This is a genomic window from Citrobacter sp. Cb031 (assembly GCF_030336725.1).
Lineage (GTDB): Bacteria > Pseudomonadota > Gammaproteobacteria > Enterobacterales > Enterobacteriaceae > Citrobacter > Citrobacter braakii.
The window spans coordinates 60,501-86,728 of the sequence record NZ_JAOWDA010000022.1 but is presented as its reverse complement, the minus strand read 5'-3'; the positions used below and the strand labels follow the sequence as shown (position 1 = coordinate 86,728).

At 54.3% G+C, this 26,228-nt stretch carries 17 protein-coding genes; 11 read left to right on the top strand and 6 right to left on the bottom strand.

What is annotated here, in order from left to right; genetic code table 11:
• The first annotated feature begins 51 nt into the window (after nt 1-51).
• Genes glgB through glgP form a run of 5 tightly spaced genes read left to right on the top strand, consistent with a single transcriptional unit; the run spans nt 52 to nt 9,420 of the window.
• Entirely contained in the window at nt 52-2,235 is a 2,184-nt protein-coding gene (gene glgB, locus OGV93_RS07795; protein ID WP_016154817.1) for a 1,4-alpha-glucan branching enzyme, read from the top strand.
• Nucleotides 2,235-4,211, top strand: a complete 1,977-nt coding sequence (gene glgX, locus OGV93_RS07790) for a glycogen debranching protein GlgX (protein ID WP_049040644.1) — start codon at nt 2,235-2,237, stop codon at nt 4,209-4,211. Before glgB ends, glgX begins: the two co-directional genes overlap by 1 nt.
• 13 nt (nt 4,212-4,224) lie before the next feature.
• On the top strand, nt 4,225-5,520 hold the full coding sequence (gene glgC / locus OGV93_RS07785) for a glucose-1-phosphate adenylyltransferase (protein WP_016154815.1): 1,296 nt from the start codon (nt 4,225-4,227) through the stop codon (nt 5,518-5,520).
• Nucleotides 5,520-6,953 carry a glycogen synthase GlgA gene (gene glgA, locus OGV93_RS07780; RefSeq protein WP_016154814.1) on the top strand — a complete coding sequence of 478 codons (1,434 nt, stop codon included), beginning with the start codon at nt 5,520-5,522 and terminating at the stop codon, nt 6,951-6,953. The genes glgC and glgA overlap by 1 nt, the downstream gene beginning before the upstream one ends.
• A 19-nt stretch (nt 6,954-6,972) precedes the next feature.
• Entirely contained in the window at nt 6,973-9,420 is a 2,448-nt protein-coding gene (glgP, locus tag OGV93_RS07775; RefSeq protein WP_287109493.1) for a glycogen phosphorylase, read from the top strand.
• A gap of 108 nt (nt 9,421-9,528) precedes the next feature.
• On the opposite strand, the gene glpD is transcribed toward glgP, so the two are convergent.
• Nucleotides 9,529-11,037 carry a glycerol-3-phosphate dehydrogenase gene (gene glpD, locus OGV93_RS07770; protein ID WP_047415950.1) on the bottom strand — a complete coding sequence of 503 codons (1,509 nt, stop codon included), beginning with the start codon at nt 11,035-11,037 and terminating at the stop codon, nt 9,529-9,531.
• A gap of 198 nt (nt 11,038-11,235) precedes the next feature.
• Here glpD and glpE point away from each other — a divergent pair, with 198 nt between their 5' ends.
• The 3 genes from glpE (at nt 11,236) to OGV93_RS07755 (ending at nt 13,337) form a co-directional block, all read left to right on the top strand.
• The gene (gene glpE, locus OGV93_RS07765; RefSeq protein ID WP_003023495.1) at nt 11,236-11,562 is read left to right on the top strand and encodes a thiosulfate sulfurtransferase GlpE; all 327 of its coding nucleotides are present in this window, start codon (nt 11,236-11,238) and stop codon (nt 11,560-11,562) included.
• 170 nt (nt 11,563-11,732) lie between these two features.
• The gene (gene glpG, locus OGV93_RS07760) at nt 11,733-12,563 is read left to right on the top strand and encodes a rhomboid family intramembrane serine protease GlpG (RefSeq protein WP_080859330.1); all 831 of its coding nucleotides are present in this window, start codon (nt 11,733-11,735) and stop codon (nt 12,561-12,563) included.
• A gap of 15 nt (nt 12,564-12,578) precedes the next feature.
• Nucleotides 12,579-13,337, top strand: a complete 759-nt coding sequence (locus OGV93_RS07755; RefSeq protein ID WP_287109492.1) for a DeoR/GlpR family transcriptional regulator — start codon at nt 12,579-12,581, stop codon at nt 13,335-13,337.
• Between the two features lie 41 nt (nt 13,338-13,378).
• On the opposite strand, the gene malT is transcribed toward OGV93_RS07755, so the two are convergent.
• The gene (gene malT, locus OGV93_RS07750; RefSeq protein ID WP_287109491.1) at nt 13,379-16,084 is read right to left on the bottom strand and encodes an HTH-type transcriptional regulator MalT; all 2,706 of its coding nucleotides are present in this window, start codon (nt 16,082-16,084) and stop codon (nt 13,379-13,381) included.
• Between the two features lie 629 nt (nt 16,085-16,713).
• On the opposite strand from malT, the gene malP reads away from it, so the two are divergent.
• Both malP and malQ read left to right on the top strand, forming a co-directional pair.
• Nucleotides 16,714-19,107, top strand: a complete 2,394-nt coding sequence (gene malP / locus OGV93_RS07745) for a maltodextrin phosphorylase (RefSeq protein WP_287109490.1) — start codon at nt 16,714-16,716, stop codon at nt 19,105-19,107.
• A gap of 9 nt (nt 19,108-19,116) precedes the next feature.
• Nucleotides 19,117-21,204, top strand: a complete 2,088-nt coding sequence (malQ, locus tag OGV93_RS07740) for a 4-alpha-glucanotransferase (protein WP_287109489.1) — start codon at nt 19,117-19,119, stop codon at nt 21,202-21,204.
• Between the two features lie 80 nt (nt 21,205-21,284).
• Here malQ and gntT read toward each other — a convergent pair whose 3' ends face one another.
• The 3 genes from gntT to gntX form a co-directional block, all read right to left on the bottom strand.
• Entirely contained in the window at nt 21,285-22,601 is a 1,317-nt protein-coding gene (gene gntT / locus OGV93_RS07735; RefSeq protein WP_003023507.1) for a gluconate transporter, read from the bottom strand.
• 379 nt (nt 22,602-22,980) lie between these two features.
• Entirely contained in the window at nt 22,981-23,556 is a 576-nt protein-coding gene (nfuA, locus tag OGV93_RS07730) for a Fe-S biogenesis protein NfuA (RefSeq protein WP_003023509.1), read from the bottom strand.
• A gap of 58 nt (nt 23,557-23,614) precedes the next feature.
• On the bottom strand, nt 23,615-24,298 hold the full coding sequence (gene gntX, locus OGV93_RS07725; protein WP_016154807.1) for a DNA utilization protein GntX: 684 nt from the start codon (nt 24,296-24,298) through the stop codon (nt 23,615-23,617).
• Between the two features lie 37 nt (nt 24,299-24,335).
• On the opposite strand from gntX, the gene bioH reads away from it, so the two are divergent.
• On the top strand, nt 24,336-25,106 hold the full coding sequence (gene bioH / locus OGV93_RS07720; RefSeq protein WP_200011859.1) for a pimeloyl-ACP methyl ester esterase BioH: 771 nt from the start codon (nt 24,336-24,338) through the stop codon (nt 25,104-25,106).
• A gap of 44 nt (nt 25,107-25,150) precedes the next feature.
• Here bioH and OGV93_RS07715 read toward each other — a convergent pair whose 3' ends face one another.
• Nucleotides 25,151-26,113: an Rpn family recombination-promoting nuclease/putative transposase gene (locus OGV93_RS07715; RefSeq protein WP_104652057.1), complete on the bottom strand. Its 963-nt coding sequence runs from the start codon at nt 26,111-26,113 to the stop codon at nt 25,151-25,153.
• Nucleotides 26,114-26,228: the final 115 nt, after the last annotated feature.

The following is a 26,228-nucleotide window of genomic DNA, read 5'->3' as shown; positions in this document are numbered from 1 at the left end:
GATGTCGAAGATCAGTTGGAAGGCGTGACACCATAAAACAGGATGACAACCATGTCCGTTCGTATCGATAGAGACGTGATTAATGCGCTAATTGCAGGCCATTTTGCGGATCCTTTTTCCGTACTCGGTATGCACCAAACTGACGCTGGACTTGAAGTCCGCGCCCTATTACCTGACGCCACCGAAGTGTGGGTGATCGAACCCAAAACCGGACGCAAAGTCGGCAAGCTGGACTGCCTCGACTCTCGCGGTTTTTTCTGTGCTGTACTTCCCCGCCGTAAAAATTTCTTTCGCTATCAGTTAGCTGTTGTCTGGCATGGACAGGAGAATCTGATTGATGACCCTTATCGTTTTGGCCCGCTGATCCAGGATATGGATGCCTGGCTGTTATCTGAAGGTACGCACTTGCGACCTTACGAAACGCTGGGCGCGCATGCGGATACCATGGATGGCGTAACCGGTACGCGCTTCTCCGTCTGGGCGCCTAACGCTCAACGCGTGTCAGTGGTTGGGCAGTTCAACTACTGGGATGGCCGTCGCCACCCGATGCGCCTGCGTAAAGAAAGCGGTATCTGGGAGCTGTTTATCCCCGGCGCGCAGCATGGTCAACTGTATAAATACGAGATGATCGATGCGAACGGTAAGCTGCGAATCAAAGCGGACCCTTACGCCTTCGAAGCGCAAATGCGCCCGGAAACCGCGTCGCTTATCTGCGGTCTGCCGGAAAAAGTGGTGCAAAGCGAGGAGCGAAAAAAAGCCAACCAGTTTGATGCGCCGATCTCTATCTATGAAGTGCACCTGGGCTCATGGCGTCGTCATACCGATAACAACTTCTGGCTGAGCTACCGCGAACTGGCGGATCAACTGGTGCCTTACGTCAAGTGGATGGGCTTTACCCATCTCGAACTGTTGCCGATTAATGAGCATCCGTTCGACGGTAGCTGGGGCTACCAACCTACCGGTATGTATGCGCCGACCCGTCGTTTCGGGACGCGTGATGATTTCCGCTATTTTGTGAATGCCGCGCATCAGGCCGGACTGAACGTCATTCTCGACTGGGTGCCGGGCCATTTCCCGTCGGACGACTTTGGTCTGGCAGAGTTTGATGGCACCAATCTGTATGAGCACAGCGACCCGCGCGAAGGGTATCACCAGGACTGGAACACGCTGATCTACAACTACGGTCGCCGTGAAGTCAGTAACTATCTGGTGGGCAATGCCCTGTACTGGATTGAACGTTTTGGTATCGATGCGCTGCGCGTAGATGCCGTGGCGTCGATGATTTATCGCGACTACAGCCGTAAAGAAGGGGAGTGGGTCCCGAACGAATTTGGCGGTCGTGAAAACCTCGAAGCCATTGAGTTTTTACGCAATACCAATCGTATTCTTGGCGAGCAGGTGCCGGGGGCCGTGAGCATGGCGGAAGAGTCCACCGACTTTGCCGGCGTTTCAAGGCCACAGGATATGGGCGGTTTAGGGTTCTGGTATAAGTGGAACCTCGGCTGGATGCACGACACGCTGGACTACATGAAATTGGATCCGGTTCATCGTCAGTTCCATCACGATAAGCTGACCTTCGGCATGCTGTACAACTACACCGAAAACTTTGTCCTGCCGCTGTCGCACGATGAAGTGGTACACGGTAAAAAATCAATTCTCGATCGCATGCCGGGAGACGCATGGCAGAAGTTTGCCAACCTGCGCGCCTACTACGGCTGGATGTGGGCCTTCCCGGGTAAGAAACTGCTGTTTATGGGCAACGAGTTTGCTCAGGGGCGTGAATGGAATCACGACGCCAGCCTCGACTGGCATCTGCTGGAAGGCGGCGATAACTGGCACCACGGCGTACAGCGTTTGGTGCGCGATCTGAACCTTACTTATCGTCATCACAAAGCGCTGCACGAGCTTGATTTTGACGCCTATGGCTTCGAGTGGCTGGTGGTGGATGACAAAGAACGTTCGGTGCTGGCTTTCGTTCGTCGTGACAAAGTCGGTAATGAAATCATCGTTATCAGCAACTTTACGCCAGTACCTCGCCACGGCTATCGCTTCGGTATCAATCAGCCGGGCAAATGGCGCGAAATCCTCAATACCGACTCGATGCATTATCACGGTAGCAATACCGGTAACGGCGGCGCGGTGCACAGCGATGAAATCGCCAGTCATGGTCGTCAGCACTCACTGAGCCTGACGTTGCCACCGCTGGCAACGATCTGGCTGGTGCGGGAGGGATAATGACGCAACTGGCAACCGGCAACGCCACCCCCCATGGTGCAACGTATGACGGCCATGGCGTCAATTTCACCCTCTTTTCGGCCCACGCTGAACGCGTTGAATTATGCGTATTCGATGAGCAAGGCTGCGAACTCCGCTACGACCTGCCGGGGCGTAGCGGCGATGTCTGGCACGGCTATCTGGCCAACGCCCGTCCCGGTCTACGCTATGGCTATCGCGTACATGGTCCGTGGCAACCGCAGCAGGGCCACCGGTTTAATCCGGCGAAACTGCTGCTTGACCCTTGCGCGCGTCGGGTGGATGGCGAGTTAAAAGATAACCCACTGCTGCACGGTGGGCTGAATGAACCGGATCATCATGATAATGCCGCCATCGCGCTGAAGGGCGTGGTGGTGTCCGACCATTATGACTGGGAGGATGATGCCCCGCCGCGCACGCCGTGGGGCAATACCGTAATTTACGAAGCGCATGTCAAAGGGCTGACGTATTTGCATCCTGACCTGCCGGAAGAGATGCGCGGGACCTACAAAGCGCTGGGTCATCCGGTGATGATCGACTATTTCAAGCGCCTCGGCATTACCGCGCTGGAGCTGTTACCGGTGGCGCATTTCGCCAGCGAACCGCGGCTTCAGCGACTGGGCCTGTCAAACTACTGGGGCTACAACCCGGTGGCGATGTATGCGCTGCATCCGGCCTATGCCAGCTCGCCGGAGAGTGCGCTTGATGAGTTTCGCGACGCGGTAAAAGCGCTGCACAAAGCGGGTATTGAGGTCATTCTCGACATCGTTTTAAACCACAGCGCCGAGCTGGATCTCGAAGGACCTGTCTTCTCGCTGCGCGGAATTGATAACCGTAGCTATTATTGGATCAGAGATGATGGCGATTACTACAACTGGACCGGTTGTGGGAACACCATCAATCTGAGCCATCCTGGCGTTGTGGAATACGCATGCGAGTGCCTGCGCTACTGGGTTGAAACCTGCCATGTGGATGGTTTTCGTTTTGATTTGGCTTCCGTCATGGGGCGTACGCCTGAGTTTCGTCAGGATGCTCCGCTGTTTACCGCGATCCAAAACTGTCCGCTGCTCTCACGCGCCAAGCTGATTGCGGAACCGTGGGATATTGGTGAAGGCGGGTATCAGGTGGGGAATTTCCCCCCGCCGTTTGCCGAGTGGAATGACCATTTCCGCGATGCAACGCGACGTTTTTGGCTCCAGCGTAATCTCTCGTTGGGCGAGTTTGCCGGACGTTTTGCCGCATCCAGCGACGTGTTTAAACGCCCGGGCCGCAATCCCAGCGCCACGGTCAATCTGGTGACCGCGCATGACGGTTTTACGCTACGCGACTGCGTTTGCTTCACAAATAAGCACAATGAAGCGAATGGTGAGGAAAATCGCGACGGCACTAGCAATAACTACAGTGACAATCATGGTAAAGAAGGATTAGGCGGCTCGCTGGACCTGATTGAGCGGCGGCGCGACAGCATTCATGCGCTGTTAACCACGCTGTTGCTCTCCCAGGGGACGCCGATGCTGCTGGCGGGTGATGAGCATGGTCATAGCCAGCACGGTAATAATAACGCTTACTGCCAGGATAACGCCTTAACCTGGCTGGACTGGCAGCAGGCAAACAGTGGGCTAACCACATTTACCGCCGCGTTGATTCATCTGCGTCGGCAAATACCTGCATTAACAGGCGATTGCTGGTGGGAAGAGGGCGATGGCAATGTTCGTTGGCTGAATAAGTACGCACAACCCTTAAGTGCGGATGAGTGGCATAACGGCCCGAGGCAGATGCAAATCCTGCTTTCAGATCGTTTCCTGATTGCAATAAACGCCACGCTTGAGGTGACAGATATCGTTTTACCTGAAGGGGAATGGCACGCCATTCCCCCATTTGCCGGAGAGGATAATCCGGTTCTTACGGCGGTCTGGCAGGGACCTGCGCACGGACTGTGTGTGTTCCAGAGAAGATAAAAAGGAGTTAGTCATGGTAAGTTTAGAGAAGAACGATCGTGTAATGTTGGCGCGCCAGCTGCCATTAAAATCTGTTGCCCTGATCCTGGCCGGTGGCCGCGGTACTCGCCTGAAAGATTTAACCAATAAGCGTGCCAAGCCTGCCGTGCACTTTGGCGGTAAGTTCCGCATTATCGATTTTGCCTTATCCAACTGTCTTAATTCCGGGATCCGCCGTATCGGCGTGATCACTCAGTACCAGTCACACACGCTGGTGCAGCATATTCAGCGCGGCTGGTCGTTCTTTAGTGAAGAGATGAACGAGTTCGTCGATCTGCTGCCTGCCCAGCAGAGGATGCAGGGTGAAAACTGGTATCGCGGTACGGCGGATGCGGTGACCCAAAACCTGGACATCATTCGACGCTATAAAGCGGAATATGTGGTGATCCTCGCGGGCGATCATATTTATAAGCAGGACTACTCACGCATGCTGATCGACCACGTTGAGAAAGGCGCGCGTTGCACAGTGGCCTGTATGCCAGTGCCTATTGAAGAGGCCAGCGCGTTTGGCGTAATGGACGTGGACGACACCGATAAAATTATCGAGTTCGTTGAAAAACCCGCCAACCCGCCAGCGATGCCTAATGATCCGACCAAATCGCTTGCCAGTATGGGGATCTACATCTTCGACGCCGATTATCTGTATGAACTGCTGGCGGAAGATGACCTCGATGAAAAATCCAGTCACGATTTTGGCAAAGACATCATCCCGAAAATCACCGAAGCTGGCATGGCATATGCACATCCATTCCCATTGTCCTGCGTACAGTCTGACCCGGAATCCGAGCCGTACTGGCGCGATGTGGGAACGCTGGAAGCCTACTGGAAAGCAAACCTCGATCTGGCTTCGGTGACGCCTGAACTGGATATGTACGACCAGGACTGGCCAATCCGTACACATATGGAATCACTGCCGCCGGCGAAATTTGTTCAGGACCGTTCCGGTAGCCACGGAATGACGCTGAACTCGCTGGTCTCTGGCGGCTGTATTATTTCTGGTTCGGTGGTAGTGCAGTCCGTTCTGTTCCCGCGAGTGCGGGTGAATTCATTCTGTAACATTGATTCGGCAGTGTTGTTACCTGAAGTGTGGGTGGGACGTTCGTGCCGCTTACGTCGTTGCATTATCGACCGCGCCTGCGTTATTCCTGAAGGCATGGTGATTGGTGAAAACGCGGAAGAAGATGCTCGTCGTTTCTACCGTTCAGAGGAAGGTATTGTACTGGTCACGCGTGAAATGCTGCGCAAACTGCAGATCAAACAGGAGCGATAATGCAGGTTTTACACGTTTGTTCAGAGATGTTCCCTTTGTTAAAAACCGGGGGACTGGCGGATGTTATTGGGGCGTTACCCGCAGCGCAAATCGCGGACGGTGTGGATGCCCGCGTGCTGCTCCCGGCGTTTCCTGATATCCGTCGCGGCATTCCCGATGCGCAGGTAGTGACGCGTCGCGATACCTTCGCCGGACGTATTACGCTGTTGTTCGGGCATTTCAACGGTGTGGGCATTTACCTGATTGACGCGCCGCATCTCTATGACCGTCCCGGTAGCCCGTATCACGACACTAACCTGTTTGCATATACCGATAACGTGCTGCGTTTTGCGCTGCTGGGTTGGGTCGGCAGTGAAATGGCCTGTGGCTTTGACCCATTCTGGCGCCCGGATGTGGTGCATGCGCACGACTGGCATGCCGGTCTGGCCCCGGCGTATCTGGCGGCGCGCGGCCATCCGGCGAAATCGGTGTTCACCGTGCACAACCTGGCGTATCAAGGCATGTTTTATGCAAAGCATATGGATGACATCCAATTGCCATGGTCGTTCTTTAACGTGCACGGACTGGAGTTTAACGGGCAGATTTCTTTCCTGAAGGCCGGGTTGTACTACGCCGACCACATTACGGCGGTCAGTCCGACCTACGCGCGGGAAATTACCGAGCCGCAGTTTGCCTACGGCATGGAAGGTCTGTTGCAGCAGCGTCATCGTGAAGGACGTCTTTCCGGTGTGCTGAACGGCGTTGATGAAAAAATCTGGAGCCCGGAAACCGATCTGCTGCTGGCGTCGCGGTATACGCGTGAAACGCTGGAAGAGAAGGCGGAGAACAAACGCCAGCTACAGATCGCGATGGGACTTAAGGTTAACGACAAAGTGCCGCTATTTGCCGTAGTCAGCCGCCTGACCAGTCAGAAAGGGCTGGATCTGGTGCTGGAAGCGCTACCGGGGTTGTTAGAGCAGGGTGGACAACTGGCATTGCTCGGCGCGGGCGATCCGGTTTTACAGGAAGGTTTCCTCGCCGCGGCGGCGGAACATCCGGGACAGGTGGGCGTACAGATTGGCTATCACGAAGCCTTCTCGCACCGCATCATGGGTGGGGCCGACGTTATATTGGTCCCCAGCCGTTTTGAGCCGTGTGGCTTAACGCAGTTGTATGGACTGAAGTACGGCACGCTGCCGCTGGTGCGGCGCACCGGTGGGCTGGCTGATACGGTCTCTGACAGTTCGCTGGAAAACCTGGCGGATGGTATCGCCAGTGGGTTTGTATTTGAAGATAGTAATGCCTGGTCGCTGCTACGCGCGATCCGGCGTGCTTTCGTATTGTGGTCCCGGCCTTCGCTGTGGCGGTTTGTACAACGTCAGGCCATGACCATGGATTTTAGCTGGCAAGTCGCGGCGAAGTCATACCGTGAGCTTTACTATCGTTTGAAATAGATATCCAGGAATCACCTATATGAATGCTCCATTTACTTATGCATCGCCCACACTCAGCGTAGAGGCACTTAAGCATTCTATCGCCTACAAGCTGATGTTCACGATTGGTAAAGACCCGGTCATTGCCAATAAACATGAGTGGCTGAACGCCACGTTGTTCGCGGTGCGCGATCGTCTCGTGGAGCGCTGGCTGCGTTCTAACCGTGCGCAATTATCCCAGGAAACTCGACAGGTTTATTATCTGTCAATGGAGTTTCTGATTGGCCGCACACTTTCCAATGCACTGTTATCGTTGGGTATTTATGACGATGTCAAAAATGCGCTGGAAGGTATGGGGTTGGATCTTGAAGATCTGATCGATGAAGAAAACGACCCTGGTCTTGGCAACGGTGGCCTCGGGCGCCTGGCGGCCTGCTTCCTGGACTCACTGGCAACGTTGGGTCTGCCGGGACGCGGCTACGGTATTCGTTATGACTACGGCATGTTCAAACAGAACATTGTTGATGGCCGACAGAAAGAGTCACCAGACTACTGGCTGGAATACGGTAACCCGTGGGAATTCAAACGCCACAATACGCGCTACAAAGTGCGCTTTGGCGGGCGTATTCAGCAGGAAGGCAAGAAAACGCGCTGGATAGAAACTGAAGAGATCCTCGCGGTAGCCTACGACCAAATTATTCCCGGTTATGACACAGACGCCACCAATACGCTGCGCTTGTGGAATGCCCAGGCCAGTAGCGAAATCAACCTCGGTAAATTTAACCAGGGTGACTACTTTGCGGCGGTGGAAGATAAAAACCACTCCGAGAACGTCTCCCGCGTGCTGTATCCGGATGACTCCACCTATTCAGGACGCGAGCTGCGTTTGCGCCAGGAGTATTTCCTGATCTCCTCCACGGTGCAGGACATCCTGAACCGCCATTATCAACTGCACAAAACCTACGACAACCTGGCGGATAAGATCGCCATTCACCTCAACGACACCCATCCGGTACTGTCGATTCCTGAGCTGATGCGTCTGCTGATCGATGAGCACAAATTCAGTTGGGATAATGCGTTTGAGGTCTGCTGCCAGGTCTTCTCGTATACCAACCACACCTTGATGAGCGAAGCGCTGGAGACCTGGCCTGTCGATATGCTGGGCAAAATTCTGCCGCGCCATCTGCAAATCATCTTTGAGATTAACGACTACTTCCTGAAGACGTTGCAGGAACAGTATCCGAACGATACCAGTCTGCTGGGACGGACGTCGATTATCGATGAATCCAATGGCCGCCGGGTGCGTATGGCATGGCTCGCAGTGGTGGTGAGCCACAAGGTTAACGGCGTTTCTGAGCTGCACTCCAACCTGATGGTGCAGTCGCTGTTTGCTGACTTTGCGAAGATTTTCCCGACTCGCTTCTGTAACGTCACCAACGGCGTGACGCCGCGCCGCTGGCTGGCGCTGGCTAACCCATCGCTCTCTGAGGTACTGGATGAGAACATTGGCCGCACCTGGCGAACCGATCTCAGCCAGCTAAGCGAGCTTGAACAGCACTGCGATTACCCGCTGGTAAATCAGGCGGTGCGCCGTGCGAAACTGGAGAATAAAAAACGTCTGGCAACGCTCATTGCCCAGCAGCTTAACGTGGTGGTGAACCCGAAATCGCTGTTTGATGTGCAGATCAAGCGTATTCACGAATACAAACGCCAGTTGATGAACGTGCTGCATGTGATCACCCGCTACAACCGCATTAAGGCCGATCCTGACGCCGAGTGGGTGCCGCGTGTGAATATCTTCGCCGGTAAAGCGGCTTCGGCCTATTATATGGCGAAGCACATCATTCACCTGATCAACGACGTCGCGAAAGTGATCAACAACGATCCGCAAATTGGTGACAAGCTGAAAGTGGTGTTTATTCCTAACTACAGCGTCAGCCTGGCGCAGGTGATTATTCCTGCTGCCGACCTGTCTGAGCAGATTTCGCTGGCCGGGACCGAAGCCTCTGGTACCAGTAATATGAAGTTTGCCCTCAACGGCGCGCTGACCATTGGGACGCTGGACGGTGCCAACGTCGAGATGCTGGAGCATGTGGGCGCAGAAAATATCTTTATCTTTGGTAATACGGCGGAAGAGGTCGAAGCCTTACGCAGCCAGGGCTACAAGCCGCGTGAGTATTACGAGAAAGACGAAGAGCTGCACCAGGTGCTGACGCAGATTGGCAGCGGTGTATTCAGTCCTGAGGAGCCGGGGCGCTATCGTGACCTGGTTGACTCGCTGATCAACTTTGGCGACCACTATCAGGTTCTGGCGGATTATCGCAGCTACGTTGACTGCCAGGATAAGGTTGACGAACTGTATCGCCACCCGGAAGAGTGGACCACCAAGTCGATGATTAATATCGCCAACATGGGCTACTTCTCGTCGGACAGGACGATCAAAGAGTACGCCGAAAACATCTGGCATATCGACTCGGTGCGGTTGTAACAAGGGCAGGACGATCTGTAGGCCGGATGGATAAGGCGTTAGCCGCCATCCGGCAAAAGGCCCGGTAGCGCTGACGCTTACCGGGCCTACAGTTTTATATCGAGTATCTTAAGACGCCAGCGACAGCTGCTGTTTCTCAATGTACTCCACCAGCCACTGGGTCATGCGCGACTGCTGTTCAGCGTTCAGCCACATACCTTCTTTCGTGCGACGCCACAGCGCATCTTCCGCACGGCGCACCCATTCGTGATCGACCAGATATTTCAGCTCGGCCTCATAGAACTCATGGCCGAAGTCTTCACCTAACTCGGCAAGCGAGGTGGCTTCCCCGATAATCCATTCGGTGTTACTGCCGTAGGTGCGCGAATAATGGCGCGCCAGCGACTCGGTCAGGAACGGGTAGCGACGGCGCAGTTTGGCCGCGTAATCTTCACGATCGCCGCCGATGTCACCGCCTGGCAGAATGCACTCTTTTGTCCACGCCGGACCGATTCCCTGATAGTACGACGCCAGTTTTTCCATCGCGTGTTCGGCCAGCTTACGGTAGGTCGTCAGCTTACCGCCAAAGACCGACAGCAGCGGCGCTTTGCCGTTTTCATCGTGGATATCCAGCGTGTAATCACGGGTGATAGCCTGCGGCGAGTCGGACTCGTCATCGCACAGCGGACGTACGCCCGAGTAGGTCCAGACGATATCGTCACGGCCCAGCTGTTTCTTAAAGTGCGCGTTGTAGACCTTCAGCAAGTAATTGATTTCACTCTCATCAATTTTTACCGCTTTCGGGTCGCCTTTGTATTCGACGTCAGTCGTCCCGATGATCGAGAATTCGTCCATCCATGGGATGACAAACACAATACGTTTATCTTCGTTTTGCAGAATATAAGCTTGCTTCTGGGTATGGACGCGCGGCACTACGATGTGGCTGCCTTTAATCAGACGAATACCGTACGGCGATGGCAGATGCATGCCGTCGTCGAAGAACTCTTTCACCCATGGGCCGGTGGCATTGACCAGACCACGCGCCTGCCAGGTATGCTTTTTACCGGTATCGATATCTTCAGCTTCAACAATCCACAATCCGTTTTCACGGCGAGCGGAGGTAGCGCGAGTGCGGGTTAACACCTCTCCGCCTTTGCGTACGACCATTTGGGCGTTTGCCAAAACCAGTCGCGCATCGTCTACCCAGCAGTCGGAATATTCGAAACCGCGCACAATCTCAGGTTTCATTACGGAATCTGCGCCAAAACGCAAACCGGTCGAACTCGGTAAACTGGTGCGTTTGCCCAGATGATCGTACATAAACAGACCAATGCGGATCATCCACGCTGGACGCAGGTGCGGGCGATGGGGCAGACGAAAGCGCATCGGGAAGGCGATATGCGGTGCCATTTTCAACAACACCTCACGTTCGGCCAGCGCTTCGCTCACCAGGCGAAATTCGTAGTGTTCCAGGTAGCGCAGGCCACCGTGGATGAGTTTGGAGCTAGCGGAAGAGGTGGCACAGGCTAAATCCTGCGCTTCCAGCATCAGCACGGATAAACCGCGTCCAGCGGCATCTGCCGCGATACCGGCACCGTTGATGCCTCCACCTATCACAATCAGATCTTTGGTTTCCATGCTGGCCTCTCGCACTTTCGTTATAGCTCATTAATGTTCGTTATCGAGCATAATAGCAAAGAATCGCGCCATTGGTAACATCGGATAAACAATTTACAGTGATACATATAACATTATGGCGTTTAACTGCCGTCGGGACGTACACTAAGAAGTAACATGTCTGAAAAGCGTCACCTGCAATATAAAGAAGAGAGAGCAATGGATCAGTTTGAATGTATTAATGTCGAAGAAGCGCATCAGAAGCTGCACCAGGGGGCCGCGGTGTTAGTGGATATCCGCGACCCGCAAAGCTATGCGATGGGTCACGCCCCGCAGGCGTTTCATCTGACGAACGACACGCTGGGGTCATTTATGCGCGAGCATGATTTCGACACCGCCGTGTTAGTAATGTGTTATCACGGCAACAGCAGTAAAGGCGCGGCGCAATATCTTCTTCAGCAGGGCTATGACGCGGTTTACAGTGTTGACGGCGGCTTCGACGCCTGGCATCGACATTTTCCGGCAGAAGTGGCATACGGTTCGTAAGACTATACCCAAATTAATTCGAGTTGCATCGCGACGGCGACGCAGCAAATCTCCGGGCGCGTACGAACAGTATGTGACCGGAGTGAGTGAGGAAAGCCAACAAAGATGCAGCTCGAAGTAAGAAGGGTATATATACTGTCCTCTTTTGTGTGGAATAAGCGACAGCAACCATGTTGATGATTACCTCTTTTGCTAACCCCCGCGTGGCGCAGGCATTTGTTGATTATATGGCGACACAGGGCGTTATCCTGACGATTCAACAACATCAGCAAACGGATGTCTGGCTGGCGGATGAGGCCCAGGCTGAGCGCGTGCATGCTGAGCTGGCGCGATTTCTGGAGAATCCAGGCGATCCGCGTTACCTCGCGGCAAGCTGGCAGTCGGGTCATACTGACAGCGGTCTGCGCTATCAGCGTTATCCGTTCCTGGCCACATTGCGCGAACGCGCAGGCCCGGTAACCTGGGTGGTGATGGCAGCGTGTGTGCTGGTGTTTATCGCGATGAACACGCTGGGCGACCAGACCGTGATGCTCTGGCTGGCATGGCCGTTTGACCCTTCGCTGAAATTTGAATTCTGGCGTTATTTCACCCACGCTTTTATGCACTTCTCGCTGATGCATATTCTGTTCAACCTGCTGTGGTGGTGGTATCTCGGCGGTGCGGTAGAAAAGCGTCTGGGCAGCGGAAAACTGATTGTAATTACCGTGATCAGCGCCCTGCTAAGCGGCTACGTTCAGCAGAAATTTAGCGGCCCGTGGTTTGGTGGGCTGTCTGGCGTGGTATATGCGCTGATGGGTTATGTGTGGTTGCGCGGCGAGCGCGATCCACAAAGTGGTATTTTCCTGCAGCGTGGTTTGATTATCTTTGCTTTGATCTGGATTGTTGCCGGCTGGTTTGATGTGTTCGGCATGTCGATGGCGAACGGCGCACATATCGCCGGGCTGGCCGTGGGTCTGGCAATGGCGTTTGCCGATACTATGAATGTACGAAAACGAACGTAATTTCAGGGAATAATAATGAAGCAAACACAACGACATGACGCGATCATCGAGCTGGTAAAGAAACAGGGATACGTCAGTACTGAGGAGCTGGTGGAGCATTTCTCCGTCAGCCCGCAGACGATTCGCCGCGATCTTAACGATCTGGCCGATCAGAACATGATTTTGCGCCATCACGGTGGCGCGGCGCTGCCCTCCAGCTCGGTCAACACCCCGTGGCATGACCGTAAAGCGACACAGACGGCGGAAAAAGAGCGCATTGCCCGCAAAGTTGCCACGCAGATCCCGAACGGTTCTACGTTGTTCATTGATATCGGCACCACGCCGGAAGCGGTGGCTCACGCGCTGCTCAATCACAGCAATTTACGCATTGTGACCAACAACCTCAATGTAGCGAATACGCTGATGGCGAAAGAGGATTTTCGCATCATACTCGCCGGTGGCGAACTGCGTAGCCGCGACGGCGGTATTATGGGCGAAGCGACCCTCGACTTTATTTCTCAGTTCCGCCTGGACTTCGGCATCTTAGGGATTAGCGGTATCGATAGCGATGGCTCCCTGCTGGAGTTTGATTATCACGAAGTTCGCACCAAGCGCGCGATTATTGAGAATTCACGGCATGTGATGCTGGTGGTGGATCACTCGAAGTTTGGGCGTAACGCGATGGTGAATATGGGCAGTATCAGCATGGTGGATGCGGTGTATACCGACACGCTGCCGCCAGATGGCGTGATGCAGGTTATTGCGGACCATCATATTCAGTTAGAGCTGTGCTAAGTTAATTCCAAGCCTGATAAGCGTAGCGTATCAGGCATTAACTAAACCCCATACCCCATCATTTTCAGCAGTTTCTGCGCATGTTGCACCGCATCCTGGCGGTGTGCGACGCCGAGCTTTTGATACAAATTGCGGATGTGCGTCTTGATGGTCGTTGCCGCGACGGCCAATTCTCCGGCGATCTGCTCGTTGCTGTAGCCCGAATAAATCAGTCCCAGAACCTGCCATTCGCGCTGGGTCAGCGGGCTGGTGCGGATAAGCTCCGGTACTTCCGGGTGAGTAAGCAGACGCTCAACGAATCCTTCATCGAAGTGGGCGAATTTATGGCGGTGATGCTGGTTAATCTCACGCAAAATACGCTGGGCGCGGTGCTGATCGAGTTCCGGTAAGGTATTGAGCTGAATCAGCTGACGCAGTTGCTGCGCCATGGCCTCACCTTCAATGACAAAGTGACTGATAAATCCGGTGCGGTTCGCCAGCTGCAGCGCGTCGAGTAACACGCGCTGTGCGTCATTTTTGCGTCCTGCCTGCCAGTAGAGCTGATTAAGCAGCAGCAGGTTACGGTTCAGATCGCTCATCAGGCGCAGATTGCGCGCATTTTCATTCAACTCTTCCAGCACAATCTCAGCCGGTTCAAACTCGCCCAGCAGGATCTGCGCGCGGGCGATGTTGCGCCACTGGCTTTGCAGGAAGTGGTTATTGGCGAATTCCGGTTTCGGCGTGTGGCGCAGCCAGTTGGCGGCCGAATTTTTGTCGCCCACCATTTGCCAGTAAATCACCCGTACCTTATCGGCGTTCGAGATCCAGTCACTGTGATAGTGACCGTTACCCAGCAGGTTTTCCAGGCGGTTGAGCAGGCTACGCGCATTGTCCAGATCCCCCCGGGCCAGCGAACATTGAATCAACAGCGCCAGGCACTGTAGCTGTTGCTGCGGCTGGAATGTGGAAAGCAGTTCAATACCCGCGCGGGCAGACGCTTCCGATTCGTCCAGGCGCGCCCATGCCCACAGCAGCTGCGCGCGAATACGCACCAGGAACTCGTGCATCGGCAACTGTTCCAGATGCTGCTCTTTGATCAGCTGAAACGCTTTTTCCTGAGTCTCCCAGGCGGCCTGTAAAAAGCCCTGGGCAAACAAAATTTCGCTTTGCTGGATTAAACTCCACAGTGCGTAATGCCAGACGTCATGGTGGCGCGCCATTTGCTCGGTTTGCTGCATCAACGCCAGAGAACGCGTGAGAGCGCCCTTACAGTGCAGGACTTCACCATGTACCGAGGTGGCGACGATACGGCTATAGAACCAGGCGATGGGTAACTCATCCAGCGCCAGCTTTGCCAGGCGCTCGGCTTCGTCAGGATTTCCGTCGTTAATCGCGACCTGCGCACGCAGGGCGTTAAATTCGGCGTGCAGCGTCGGTTCCATGTCGCCTTTCATTTCCTGCTCAGCGCGCGCCAGCAGGGTATTAACCTCGCCGTAGCGGTGCTGGCTTTGCATCAGCCAGGCTTGCAGCAGAACCAGACGCGGATTTTCCAGCAGACTTTCCCACGGCAGGGCTTTCAGCGACTCTTCCAGTAACGTCAGCTCGCTGTGGTTAAACAGTCCCCACGCATGGTTAAGCAGGATATCGCGCAGCATATGGGCGTCGCCGGCCGCCAGCGCGTGGTGGATAGCTTCGCTGGGGAAGCCTTGCGCCATCCAGCTTTCAGCGGCGGCGCGGTGTATTTCGGGCAGTTCGCTTGCCAGCTCCCACTGACAGCGCTGGCGTAAAAAGCTGCCAAACAGCGGGTGGTAGCTGAACCACTCACCGACGTCATCCATCCGCTGCAAGAATAATCCCTGGCGCTCAATCTCCTCCAGCCGCATCTGGCCGTTTTCTTCCCCAGTGACCCGGACGATCAGTGCGTCGTTCATTGAGCGCAGAATGGCGCTTTTCAGCAGGAAATGACGGGTGCCGAGGTCGACGCTGTCCAGCACTTCATCAACCAGATAATCGGACAGATGGCTGGCGTTGATCCCGGCGAGGCGGCGTGCGGACTGGTGCGCAGAATGGTTGTTCTGGCGGGCGGAGAGGGCAATCAGCTGTAACGCCGTGGCCCAGCCAGCAACGTCATCGCACATCCGGCTGCTTTCTGCCGCTTCGATAGGTGAGGACAAACGTCGATCAAAAAATTGTTTGGCTTCCTGGTGGTTAAACGCCAGCTGTTGGCTGCCTATCTCCAGCAATTGATCGCGTACTCGCAGGTTGGCAATACCCAACTGCGGCAGGTTGCGCGACAGCACGACCAGCGTGAGGTTCTCAGGCTGATGACGCAGGAAGAAACGCATCGCTTCGTGAATTGCCGGATTGGAGATGAGATGATAATCATCCACTACCAGGTAGAGCGGGCGGTGCCACTCGGCCAGTTCAATAAATAGCTGCGCAAACAGTGACGTCAGGCTAGCGTATTGGCGCTTTTGCACCATCGCTTCGCTGGTGGTGCAGTGTCCACCGGTTGCCTGCTGGATAGCGGCGATCAGATAGCTGGCAAAGCGCTCTTGTTGATTATCGCCTTCATCCAGAGAGTACCAGCCTAAGTCGTTCTTCCCCGCTGCCCATTGTGAAACCAACGTTGTTTTTCCATAACCAGCAGGACTTGTTATCAGGGCAAGCCTGAAATTGTTCGCGCCGGAAAGTTTAGCCAACAGGCGCTCACGAACCACCGTATGGTCGAGTCGAACCGGACGACTTAATTTAGACGGAATCAACATAAGTTAGTCACTTCACTGTGTGAAAATGGGGAAAAATGATTTTTTTTGCGCTTCGTAATTAATAGATATAAGGTCGGCCAGATTAGTGTTTTATGCAAGCTAAGCGGACTTTTTGTGTGTCTGATTTTGCACTATGTCACAAATCTAAACATCTATTACATTAATTGCTTTAAAGAGTCACAACAGGCGTGGCGACTGGATCCGTCGGTATTTTGGCTGAGCCGAAAAATACCTCCCATTTTATAAGGTTACTCAGTTGCTTAATGTAAAGAGCCGAATTTTGTGGCCGACTTAAAAGTTTTATGTGAATTATCTTATCCACCTTGGATATTTCAGGTTAGAAACTATTTCTCTGTTTACAGATTGTTTCCCATCGTCACCCCTCTATTTGATATTGTCGATTTATCTCTTGTTATTAATGCGTCGTCCGTTGGGCATTACAGGGGCGTTATGCCGGACTTACGCGAATTTACGGGCGATAACACCCTCTTTAAGTGGCAGCGATCACACTTTTATGCTCATCCCCGCTCCTCCTCCCTGCCTAATCCGTGCCAGGATGAGGAAGGTCAACAACGAGCCTGGCAAACTAGCGATAACGTTGTTTTATTACCTAAGGATCTGGAACCCCTATGTCACAGCCTACTTTCAACAAAGATCAATTTCAGGCTGCCCTGACGCGTCAGTGGCAGCGCTTCGGTTTACTGTCGGCTCAAGAAATGACGTCGCGCCAGTGGTGGCAGGCAGTGAGTGGGGCGTTGGCTGAGTTACTCAGCGCCCAGCCTGCGGCGAAGCCGGCAAAAAATCAGCGCCATGTTAACTACATCTCGATGGAGTTTTTGATTGGCCGTCTGACCGGCAACAACTTACTCAATCTCGGCTGGTATCAGGCCGTGAGCGATGAGCTGAAAGCGCATGACGTTAACCTGACCGACCTGCTGGAAGAAGAGATCGACCCGGCACTGGGTAACGGTGGATTGGGACGCCTGGCGGCCTGCTTTCTTGATTCGATGGCGACAGTCGGTCAATCGGCGACGGGCTATGGTCTCAACTACCAGTACGGCCTGTTCCGTCAGTCATTTGCCGATGGGCAGCAGATGGAAGCCCCGGATGACTGGCATCGCGGCAGCTATCCGTGGTTCCGTCACAACGAAGCACTGGATGTGCAAGTAGGGATTGGCGGCAAGGTCACCAAAGAAGGGCACTGGGAGCCGGGGTTTGTTATCACCGGCCAGGCCTGGGATCTACCGGTTCTCGGCTACCGTAACGGCGTGGCGCAACCGCTACGTCTGTGGCAGGCCAGCCACGCACATCCGTTTAACCTGACCAAATTTAATGACGGCGATTTCCTGCGCGCAGAGCAGCAGGGCATCGACGCTGAAAAACTGACCAAAGTGCTGTACCCGAACGACAACCACACTGCGGGTAAAAAGCTGCGCCTGATGCAGCAATACTTCCAGTGCGCTTGCTCCGTAGCTGACATTCTGCGCCGCCATCATCTGGCAGGGCGTAAACTGCATGAGCTGGCTGATTTTGAGGTGATTCAGCTCAACGATACTCACCCGACCATCGCCATCCCTGAGCTACTGCGTGTGCTGATTGATGAGCACCAGATGAGCTGGGACGATGCGTGGGCTATTACCAGTAAGACCTTTGCTTATACCAACCACACTTTGATGCCAGAGGCGCTGGAGTGCTGGGACGAGAAGCTGGTGAAAGCACTACTGCCGCGCCATATGCAAATCATCAAAGAGATTAACGACCGCTTTAAGACGCTGGTCGATAAAACCTGGCCGGGTGACGCTGAAGTTTGGGCGAAGCTGGCGGTGGTGCACAACAAACAGGTGCGTATGGCCAACATGTGCGTGGTCAGCGGCTTTGCGGTTAACGGCGTGGCGGCGCTGCACTCCGATTTGGTGGTGAAGGATCTGTTCCCGGAATATCATCAGCTCTGGCCGAACAAATTCCATAACGTCACTAACGGGATTACTCCGCGTCGCTGGATTAAGCAGTGCAACCCGGCACTTGCCGCGCTGCTGGATAAATCGCTGAAAAAAGAGTGGGCCAACGACCTCGATCAGTTGATTAACCTGGAAAAATACGCCGACGACGCGAAGTTTCGTCAGCAGTATCGTGACATCAAGCTGGCGAACAAAGTGCGTCTGGTGAAGTTTATTAAAGCGCGTACCGGTATTGAGATAACGACTAACGCTCTCTTTGATATTCAGATTAAACGCCTGCATGAGTACAAGCGTCAGCACCTCAACTTGCTGCATATTCTGGCGTTATACAAAGAAATCCGTGAGAACCCGCAGGCCGATCGCGTGCCGCGCGTATTCCTGTTTGGCGCGAAAGCCGCTCCGGGTTACTACCTGGCGAAAAATATCATCTTCGCCATTAACAAGGTTGCAGAAACCATCAATAACGACCCGCAAGTGGGCGACAAGCTGAAGGTCGTATTCCTGCCGGATTATTGTGTCTCGGCGGCGGAAATGTTGATCCCAGCGGCGGATATCTCTGAGCAAATCTCCACCGCAGGGAAAGAGGCTTCCGGCACCGGTAACATGAAGCTGGCGCTGAACGGTGCGTTAACCGTCGGTACGCTGGATGGCGCAAACGTCGAAATCGCCGAGAAGGTCGGTGACGAGAATATCTTTATCTTTGGTCATACCGTGGAAGAGGTGAAGGCGCTCAAGGCCAAAGGGTACGACCCGGTGAAATGGCGTAAGAAAGATAAAGTGCTGGATGCTGTTCTGAAAGAGCTGGAAAGCGGGAAGTATAGCGACGGCGATAAACATGCCTTCGACCAGATGCTGCACAGTATCGGCAAGCAGGGCGGTGACCCGTATCTGGTAATGGCGGACTTCGCGGCCTACGTTGAAGCCCAGAAGCAGGTTGACGTGTTGTATCGTGACCAGGAAGCCTGGACCCGGGCGGCGATTCTGAATACCGCGCGTTGCGGCATGTTCAGTTCGGATCGCTCCATCCGCGATTATCAGACTCGTATCTGGCAGGCGAAACGTTAAGGAATCGCGATGGAAAGCAAACGTCTGGATAATGCCGCGTTGGCGGCGGGGATTAGCCCCAATTACATTAATGCCCACGGTAAACCGCAGTCTATTGGCGTCGAAACCAAGCGGCGTTTGCTTGACGCTATGCATCGCTCCACCGCCACCGCTCAGGTGGCGGTGACCCCGGTGCCGAATGTCATGGTCTATACCGCTGGTAAGAAAATGCCGCTGGCAGTTGAGGGACGCGGAGAGTTTACCTGGCTGCTGACCACCGAAGAGGGCGTGCAGCACAAAGGGCATGCCGTCGGCGGTAAATCGTTCAACCTTCCGGCGAAGCTGCCGGAAGGGTATCACACGCTTACCCTCACCCAGGGGGAGTTGCGTACCCATTGCCGCATCATCGTCGCGCCGAAACGCTGCTATGAGCCGCAGGCTCTGTTAGCCGGGCAGAAGCTGTGGGGCGCATGCGTTCAGCTCTATACCCTGCGTTCAGAAAAAAACTGGGGGATTGGCGACTTTGGCGATCTCCGTGCCATGCTGGTGGAGGTGGCGCAACGCGGCGGCGCGTTTATCGGCCTGAATCCGATTCACGCGCTGTATCCGGCGAACCCGGAGAGTGCCAGTCCGTACAGCCCGTCGTCACGCCGCTGGTTGAACGTTATTTATATAGATGTGAACGCAGTAGACGATTTTCGCCTGAGTAAAAAGGCGCAGGCCTGGTGGCAGAAACCCGCGACTCAGCAAGCTCTGCAACGTGCGCGTGATACCGAGTGGGTTGATTATTCTGCCGTTACCGCATTGAAGATGACAGCGCTGCGTATGGCGTGGAAAAGCTTCTCTGCACGTGACGATGAGCAGATGGCGGCATTTCGCCAGTTTGTGATTCAGGAAGGGGATAGCCTGTACTGGCAGGCGGCCTTTGATGCGCTGCATGCGCATCAGGTGAAAGAGGACGCACTGCGCTGGGGCTGGCCGGTGTGGCCGCAAGCTTTCCAGTCGGTGGATTCGCCAGAGGTAAAACGCTTTTGCGAAGAGCATCGTGATGAAGTGGATTTCTACCTGTGGTTGCAGTGGCTGGCGTATACCCAGTTTGCTGATTGCTGGAAAACCAGCCAGGGCTTTGCGATGCCGATTGGATTATATCGCGATCTGGCTGTCGGCGTAGCCGAAGGCGGGGCGGAAACCTGGTGCGACCGCGAGTTGTATTGCCTGAAAGCCTCGGTTGGCGCACCGCCGGATATTCTCGGTCCGCTCGGGCAAAACTGGGGATTGCCGCCGATGGATCCGCATATCATCACGGCACGCGCTTACGAACCGTTTATCGAACTGCTGCGTGCCAATATGCAGAACTGCGGTGCGTTGCGTATCGACCATGTTATGTCGATGCTGCGTCTGTGGTGGATCCCTTACGGTGAAACTGCCGATCACGGCGCCTACGTGCATTATCCGGTCGACGATCTGCTTTCAATTCTGGCGCTGGAAAGTAAACGTCATCACTGCATGGTAATTGGTGAAGATCTGGGGACTGTGCCGGTAGAGATCGTCAGCAAGCTGCGTGACAGCGGCGTGTACTCATACAAAGTGCTTTATTTTGAGAATGACCATGAGAAAAACTTCCGCGCGCCGAAAGCGTACCCGGAACAATCAATGGCAGTCGCGGCGACGCATGACCTTCCTACGCTTAAAGGTTATTGGGATAGCGGCGATCTGACGCTGGGTAAGGCGCTGGGTCTGTACCCGGATGAAGTCGTGCTGCGTGGGTTGTATCAGGACAGAGAACTGGCGAAACAGGGGCTGCTGGACGCGCTGCACAAATACGGGTGCCTGCCAAAACGTGCTGGTCACAAGGCGTCACTGATGTCGATGACGCCGATTCTTAATCGCGGCATGCAACGCTACATCGCTGACAGCAACAGTGCGCTGTTGGGCCTGCAACCGGAAGACTGGCTGGATATGGCTGAGCCCGTCAATATTCCGGGGACCAGCGACCAGTACAAAAACTGGCGGCGTAAGCTCACCGCCACGCTGGAGCAGATGTTTGCCGATGACGGTGTGAACAAGCTGATTAAGGATTTGGATAAGCGCCGAAAAGCGGCCGCGAAGAAGAAGTAATAAAGCCGGGGATTTCCCCGGCTTTATTAGGGTGATAGCAGGTAGGCCGGGTAAGCGAAGCGCCACCCGGCACAGTTTTATCAGACCACCATACCCAGCAGCAGACACCCTACCAGACCGCAGACGGAGATAATGGTTTCCAGCATTGACCATGACTTGATGGTTTCACCGATGGTCAAGTTGAAGTACTCCTTGAACAACCAGAAGCCTGGATCGTTCACGTGGGAGAAAATGACGGAACCGGAACCAACCGCAATAACCATTAGCTCAGGGCTTACGCCGGTCGTTGCAATCAGCGGTGCCACAATCCCACCAGCGGTGATCGCTGCAACGGTTGCGGAGCCCAGTGCGATACGCAGTACCGCAGCGATAGACCATGCCATCAGCAGCGGAGAAACGTTTGAACCGTGCATCATTGACGCGATGTACTTGTCCACGCCGCTATCCACCAGGACCTGTTTGAAGGCACCGCCACCACCAATGATCAACAGCATCATCGCGATGATTTTGATGGAGGACACCAGCGTGTCGTTGATCTGATCCATCGAACGTCCACGGTTCAGACCAAAAGTGAACATTGCAATCAGCACCGCGATAAGCGTTGCCATAACCGGGTCACCCAGGAATTCTGCCACCGTCAGGAAAGCGTGGCCTTTTGGCAGAATCATCTCCGCCACGGCGCGCATCGCCATCAGGATAACCGGTACCAGGGAGGTCCAGACGCTGACCCCAAAGCCAGGCATCTCTTCTTCGGTAAACGTTTTCGCGCTGTACAGACCTTCCGGGATTGGCTTATCGATGCCTTTCAGGAAGCGAGCGTACACCGGACCGGCGAGAATAACGGTCGGGATTGCCAGAATCGTACCAAACAGCAGGGTTTTACCCATATCTGCATGGAAAATGGTGGCAATAGCGGTCGGACCTGGGTGCGGCGGCAGGAAGCCGTGAGTTACGGACAGCGCAGCAGCCATCGGCACGCCAACATACAGCAGCGGGATGTTGGCAGCAGCGGCGATGGTGAACACCAGCGGCAGCATCAGCACGAAGCCGACTTCGTAGAACAGGGCAAAACCGACGGTGAAGCCGGTTAATACCACCGCCCACTGAATATGTTTTTTGCCGAATTTAGCAATCAGGGTGGTTGCGATGCGCTGTGCGCCGCCGCAGTCCGCCAGCATTTTGCCCAGCATGGCGCCAAAACCCATAATCAGGGCGAGGCTGCCAAGGGTTCCGCCGACGCCGGCTTTAATCGAACCGATGACTTTATCCAGTGGCATCCCTTGCATCAATCCGACAGCAAGCGCCACCAGGACGAGAGCGATGAAACCGTTCATTTTGAAACGGATCATCAGGAGGAGTAACAAGATTACACCGATAGCAACGATGACTAATGGCATGATTTACCTGGCCTTTACTTTGTTATGGGTAACGTCAGTGTTTAAATGACAAATTCCGATTGTCCCGACCGGGAACAGAGCATTCTCAGCACCAATGCTGGTTGCCTTCAAAACTAATCAGTTTAGCTGGCTGTTATGTGTGTGTTAGGTGCTGATGCGAATGATACGGGTAACATACGGCGCTTGAAAATCACCTGGGCAGGCAAAATTTAAATTATGAGAGGCTGGTCAAATTATGAGGGGGATTGTTGCAGGAAATATGCGGATAAATGCAAGGTTGTAGGCCGGATAAAGCGATTACGCTGCCATCCGGCATCAATGCCCGATGGCGGCGCGGATGCGTCTTAACGGGCCTACGGAAACTCTACAGGTTGGGGCGTTAGTAGTAAGAGTGCTCGCCGCGCTGGTGTTCGGTTAAATCGCGAACGCCTTTCAGTTCAGGGAATTCAGCCAGCAGCTGCTTCTCGATACCTTCTTTCAGCGTTACATCCACCATTGAACAGCCGTTACATCCGCCGCCAAACTGCAGAATAGCGTAGCCTTCATCGGTGATTTCCATCAGAGAGACGCGACCACCGTGACCTGCCAGCTGTGGGTTGATCTGCGATTGCAGCATGTACTCCACGCGTTCCATCAGCGGCGCATCATCGGCAACTTTACGCATTTTGGCGTTTGGTGCTTTCAGGGTCAGCTGGGAGCCTAACTGGTCGGTAACGAAATCGATTTCTGCATCTTCCAGATACGGTGCGCTCAGTTCATCAACATATGCGGTCAGCAGGTCAAATTTAATGGCGGTGTCGGTTGCTTCCACGGCGTCCGGCGGACAATAAGAAACGCCGCATTCAGCGTTAGGCGTGCCGGGATTAATCACAAATACGCGGATTTGTGTCCCTTCTTCCTGATTTGCCAGCAGTTTGGCAAAGTGCGCTTGTGCAGCATCGGAAATATGGATCATAGTAATGGCCTAATAGTTGACTATTTTACTTGGTTATAATACGCCCATCATCGAGGCTCTACAAGGTTCGACACAGGCACCATACCTGGACAGTCGCCGCGCCGTTGCGTAAAAGCAGCTGCGCGATTTCCGCGACGGTACTTCCGGTAGTGACGACATCATCCACAATGACCATATGGAGTCCCTGCACTGGCAATTCAAGGCGAAAGGCGTTTTTCAGGTTACGTTTACGTAATCGGGCGCTGAGATGGTGCTGTGTGGCGGTTGCCCGAACCCGCGTGATGGCCCGGCTGTCCCAGTCGCAGCCTAGCCAGCGTGCCAGGGGACGACACAGTAAGTCGCTCTGATTAAACCCTCTGCGCCAGTGCCGGCGTTGCCAGAGCGGGACGCTGACGAGCCTGTCCGGCAGAGGAAGACCGCTGACACGCCGGGCCTGTAATACCTCCAGCAACAGCAAGCGTGAAAGAGCGGGGGCCATTTCGCCACGTCGGGAAAACTTGAGCTGGTGGATAAGCCCGCTCAATGGCGGAGCATAGTCGCTGACGGTAACTAGTCGCTGCCACGGCGGTGGTTTTTGCAGACAGCGCCCGCAGGGAACGACGGTATGTGCGGCAGGGAGTCCACATTGAGGGCACCGGCTGACGTGCTGATGCGTTGCCCGTGTGCAGACTGAACAGATCCCCCAATGCCCTAACGTCAGGGGCATTCGGCATAGCCAGCACAATCCCGGTACTGTTAGCATAGAAGCATCCTTTCAGGCTAAAAGAGAACAATAACTGATGAATGACATCTGGTGGCAGACCCAGGGTTCGGGAAATTGCCATCTTGTGCTGCTGCACGGATGGGGACTGAATGCGCAAGTGTGGCATTGCATAAGCGAGGAATTGAGTTCGCATTTCATGCTGCATCTTGTCGACTTACCGGGATTTGGTCGCAGCCAGGGGTTCGGCGCAATGTCGCTGGAAGAGATGACTGAGCGGGTAGTAAAACAGGCACCGGAGAAAGCCATCTGGCTCGGCTGGAGTCTGGGCGGGCTGGTCGCAAGCCAGGTGGCGTTAACCCATCCTGAACGTGTTCAGGCGCTGGTGACCGTGGCGTCTTCCCCTTGCTTTAGCGCGCGTGACGAGTGGCCGGGTATCAAGCCAGAAGTGCTGGCAGGTTTCCAGCAGCAGTTGAGCGAAGATTTCCAGCGTACGGTGGAACGTTTTCTGGCGTTGCAGACGATGGGCACGGACACCGCGCGTCAGGATGCGCGGGCACTGAAGAAAACAGTGCTGGCGTTACCCATGCCGAAGGTCGAGGTGCTCAATGGCGGACTGGAGATTCTGAAAACGGTCGATCTGCGTGAGCCTCTGTGCGCTGTGGACATGCCTTTTCTGCGGTTGTACGGCTATCTCGATGGACTGGTTCCGCGCAAAGTGGTCCCAATGCTCGATGCCCTGTGGCCGCATAGCGAGTCGTTGATATTTGCTAAAGCGGCGCATGCACCGTTTATCTCGCATCCTGCAGAGTTCTGTGCAGCGCTGGTGGCGTTAAAAAAACGCCTATAAATCTGTTGTGTTGCCCGGTAGAGCCACGCTTACCGGGCTTGAGATTAATGGCTGCGCGTAGCCAGATCCTCAGCGGTCAGGCCGGTAATTCTGAAGATGGTCAGCGGGTCGATACCATCAGCCTGCAGGGTTGATGCAATACGTAAAGCTTCCTCTCGTTTACCTTGTTGTAAGCCCGTTTGTAACCCTTCTTGTAATCCCTCTTGTAACCCTTTCATATGACCTTCCTGAAGACCATTAAGATGCCCTTCTTGTCGTAATCTTTCGGCGATAGTCATCAACTTTTCCTTATGTTGGGGTAAACGTTCGGCGACCTCATGAAGAAACTCGGTAAAATGTGTGGTGTCCCCGACCTGCATTAGATAATTAAACAAGGCTTTCAACTGGCTGTCATTAGCGTGTCCTTTAATAATCAGGATGGCCAGTTTTTCTACCAGCCCCATCAAATCGCGTTTACGAATATGTTTTTGGATGAGTTCCAACAGCGCCATCCGGCGATGCTGCATGATCTCGTCATCGGGAACCACGGTGATATCGATCAGTGGAAACGCTGCGGTATAAAGTTGTCTGGCAGCCTTTGGGTCGTCAAATTCGTCCAGCCAGCAGAGTGAGTAGGGGTATGGACTAGCCGCGCCATGATAAAAAAGCATGGGTATCACCAGCGGGAGTTTCTTGTGACCTGCAGCCAAATGACGATGCATAACCGCAATGGCATAACGCATCAGCCGAAATGCCATATGGGCATCGGCGGTACTCTGATGCTCAATGATGGTGTAAATATAGCCATCGCCTTCGCGGGTTTTTAATGACCACAGCACATCGGAATAGTACGCGCGCAAATCGTCCTCAATAAAGCTGCCCGATTCCAGTTGTAGCGTTTTCAGATCGCACAGTTTTTGCAAAGAGGCTGGAAGATGGAGTCGAAGAAAGTCGCGTGCGGTAGCAGGGTGGTTTAAGAACGTTTTAAAAATCGCGTCATGCGGCGTAGCAGTCGTGTCAGTATTCATGGCGATCCGTCACCTGAGAAACAAGATGACGAGACTCTACTTCCCTGGTCGCCAGTAATCATCCACGAGTTGATAACGATGCGCGCCAGGCTGGAGGATAGATCTGCTTTGCTGA

Bases quoted from the DNA above. Each gene is read 5' to 3' on its own strand.
- glgB (WP_016154817.1), top strand. From the start codon at position 52: ATGTCCGTTCGTATCGATAGAGACGTGATTAATGCGCTAATTGCAGGC.
- glgX (WP_049040644.1), top strand. From the start codon at position 2,235: ATGACGCAACTGGCAACCGGCAACGCCACCCCCCATGGTGCAACGTAT.
- glgC (WP_016154815.1), top strand. From the start codon at position 4,225: ATGGTAAGTTTAGAGAAGAACGATCGTGTAATGTTGGCGCGCCAGCTG.
- glgA (WP_016154814.1), top strand. From the start codon at position 5,520: ATGCAGGTTTTACACGTTTGTTCAGAGATGTTCCCTTTGTTAAAAACC.
- glgP (WP_287109493.1), top strand. From the start codon at position 6,973: ATGAATGCTCCATTTACTTATGCATCGCCCACACTCAGCGTAGAGGCA.
- glpD (WP_047415950.1), bottom strand. From the start codon at position 11,037: ATGGAAACCAAAGATCTGATTGTGATAGGTGGAGGCATCAACGGTGCC.
- glpE (WP_003023495.1), top strand. From the start codon at position 11,236: ATGGATCAGTTTGAATGTATTAATGTCGAAGAAGCGCATCAGAAGCTG.
- glpG (WP_080859330.1), top strand. From the start codon at position 11,733: ATGTTGATGATTACCTCTTTTGCTAACCCCCGCGTGGCGCAGGCATTT.
- OGV93_RS07755 (WP_287109492.1), top strand. From the start codon at position 12,579: ATGAAGCAAACACAACGACATGACGCGATCATCGAGCTGGTAAAGAAA.
- malT (WP_287109491.1), bottom strand. From the start codon at position 16,084: ATGTTGATTCCGTCTAAATTAAGTCGTCCGGTTCGACTCGACCATACG.
- malP (WP_287109490.1), top strand. From the start codon at position 16,714: ATGTCACAGCCTACTTTCAACAAAGATCAATTTCAGGCTGCCCTGACG.
- malQ (WP_287109489.1), top strand. From the start codon at position 19,117: ATGGAAAGCAAACGTCTGGATAATGCCGCGTTGGCGGCGGGGATTAGC.
- gntT (WP_003023507.1), bottom strand. From the start codon at position 22,601: ATGCCATTAGTCATCGTTGCTATCGGTGTAATCTTGTTACTCCTCCTG.
- nfuA (WP_003023509.1), bottom strand. From the start codon at position 23,556: ATGATCCATATTTCCGATGCTGCACAAGCGCACTTTGCCAAACTGCTG.
- gntX (WP_016154807.1), bottom strand. From the start codon at position 24,298: ATGCTAACAGTACCGGGATTGTGCTGGCTATGCCGAATGCCCCTGACG.
- bioH (WP_200011859.1), top strand. From the start codon at position 24,336: ATGAATGACATCTGGTGGCAGACCCAGGGTTCGGGAAATTGCCATCTT.
- OGV93_RS07715 (WP_104652057.1), bottom strand. From the start codon at position 26,113: ATGAATACTGACACGACTGCTACGCCGCATGACGCGATTTTTAAAACG.